The 2,368-nt window shown below is 70.9% G+C and carries 1 protein-coding gene; it reads right to left on the reverse strand.

Features of this window, described 5'->3' with window-relative positions; all coding sequences use genetic code 11:
- Positions 1–35: 35 nt before the first annotated feature.
- Entirely contained in the window at positions 36–2,327 is a 2,292-nt protein-coding gene (flhF, locus tag ACE039_RS10835) for a flagellar biosynthesis GTPase FlhF (RefSeq protein WP_485822354.1), read from the reverse strand.
- Positions 2,328–2,368 lie beyond the last annotated feature (41 nt).

Raw genomic sequence — 2,368 nt, forward strand, 5'->3', positions numbered from 1 at the left:
GCGCCGCCTTTTTCATGGCCAGGACATCCAGGACATCACGCGCCGCCCGTCATCTCCAGCATCGCGAACATTTTCAAGATCGCCACCGGCAGCATGCGGCCCGACAGCTTGCGTTCCGATCCCACGATGCCCGACAGCGGTCCGCGCACCACATCGGCGGATGGCGAATGCGCCATCTGCCAGCAAGCGGCGCCCAACTGGCCGGCCATCAGAGCCTGGCGCGCGAGCGTATGCGCGCCATCGACGGCAGGCAGCGCCTGCCACGCATTGGCCATATAGCGAAAGCCCGCGCGCGCCTCATCCTGCAGCACCAGCCAACGCGCCACGGTGGCGGCATCGGCTTGCGCCGCCGGCAGGTTCGTCAAGCCAAACAACTGCGCGGCGATCTCGCCGCTGTCCGTATCGATCAAGCGGGCGCACACCAGACGGATCGGCGCCCCGCCGCTCTTGCCGGGCAAGGCCACTTCGGTGCCCGACGCCCACAGCGCCAGCGGCACGCGCTTGCCCCCATTGTCGGCCAGCAGGCCGGGCATGTCGCCCGGTTGGCCCACCGGCAGGTAGCCAACGCTTTTGCCGACGGCGTTCAGGTTCGTGGGGCATTCGTCCTGGATCACGCGCATGCCACCCGCGCAGCGCGCGACCCACGACACGCCCTGCCCGTTCAGTGACTGCCACAGGCCGGACGTGCCGGCCTCCAGCATGTGCACCAGCGGCAGACGCGGCAACTGCTCACCCAGCCAGCGCACTCGGGATTCCAGCGCCAGGCCGGCATCGGGCTGGCCCGACGCCGCAGGCGCAAACGACGTCAGCATGCCGTGCGCCAACGCCAACTGTTGTGCAGGCGCAGCCAACGCGGCACCGCGATCGCTCATCAGTAAAGCGCCGAACAACGTGCCGCCGGGCAGGCCTTCGCCCTTCATCGTGGTCTTGCCATGCACGACCAGCAAGTGGCGGTGGCAGGCGGCGGAGAATTCACGCCGTACCATCGCCAGCGGCGCGTCGCCCAATGCCGCCAGGCTCGCGCCCGCGCCATCGGCCACATACTCGCGCCAGGAGGCGCGCGCTTGCGCGCACGCCGGATCGCTGTCCAGCATCGAGATCGTGTCATCCAGGTTCTGCGCGGCCGTGATCGAGGCCGAACCGCCCTGCGGACGCAGAATCGCCGAGGCCAGCAACTGCCGGCGGCGCGCCGGATCCACCGCCTCGGCCTCGCGGGCGGCCGGCGCCAGGGACGCCAGGTCGGCCTCGCTGGGCGTGTACAGCGCCCGCGCGCGCTCGACCATCGCGAACGCGCGGTCGATCAGCACGTCGGCACGCGCCAGTTCCATGTGCTCGGGCACCTTTTGCCCGACCGACATGTAGTGGATCGGCAGCCGGTGGCGGATCGCCGTGTCCAGCGCCGCGCCCAGGCGCGTGGCCTCGTCCAGCTTCGTGATGATGCAGCCGGCCACGTCCTCGCCCACGCCGTTGCGATACGCATGGGCCACTTCATCCAGTGTGTCGCCCTGGCTGGCGGCGTTCAGCACCAACAGGCGGCGCACCGGCTTGCCGGCGTTGCACAGCATGGCGGCCTGCTCGGCCACCAGGCGATCGCGCTGGCTGATACCCGTGGTGTCGATCAGCACGATCTTGCGGTTGCCCAGCTCCGCCAGGATGCGGCGCAGCTCGGCGGCATCCCGCACGGAGTGCGCGGGCACGCCCATCAGCCGGCCGTAGATCTGCAACTGTTCAAGCGCGCCAATCCGGAACAAGTCCGTGGTCAGCATCGCAACCTGGTCGCGGCCCTCTCGCGCCACGCAACGGGCGGCCAATTTTGCCAGCGTCGTGGTCTTGCCAACACCGGTCGGGCCCACCAACGCGTACACGCCCCCGGCCAGGAATTCATCTTCGGACGCGACGACGGGCAAGTGCGTCATCAGTTCGTTGCGCGCCCAGGCTTGCGCGGCGTCGGCCCCCATGCCTTGGGGAAGGCGTTCCACCAAGGTGCGGACCAGCTTCGTGCTGAAGCCCGCGTCCAGCAGACTGCGGAACAGCGCGGCGGCCGCGGGTTCGCGGCCTGATCCCGCCCGGCCGCCCCACAGCAGGCCGTCCATGCGGGTTTCCAGCGCGCCGCGCAATGCGCTGATCGCATCTTGCAGACCGGCCGCGGTGTCAGTGGGCAACGCGGCGGCCGGCATGGCCGGCGCGGCACGCAGCGGCGCATCCGGCATCCGGGCCATCGACGGCGCGGCGGCGGCAGGGGCAGGCATCGCGGGCATCGGCATGGCCGGCGCGGGCGCACACGGCATCACGGATGCCGGCGCGGCGGCGGGTGGAACGCTTGGCATGGCGACGGGCGCCGGGGCCGCTGCCGCGGCCGGGCGGGCCG

It is taken from the genome of Achromobacter maghribensis (genome assembly GCF_057334215.1).

What these genes read in the sequence shown, in the direction of transcription:
- flhF (WP_485822354.1), bottom strand. Translation starts at nt 2,327, where the DNA reads ATGCCAAGCGTTCCACCCGCCGCCGCGCCGGCATCCGTGATGCCGTGT.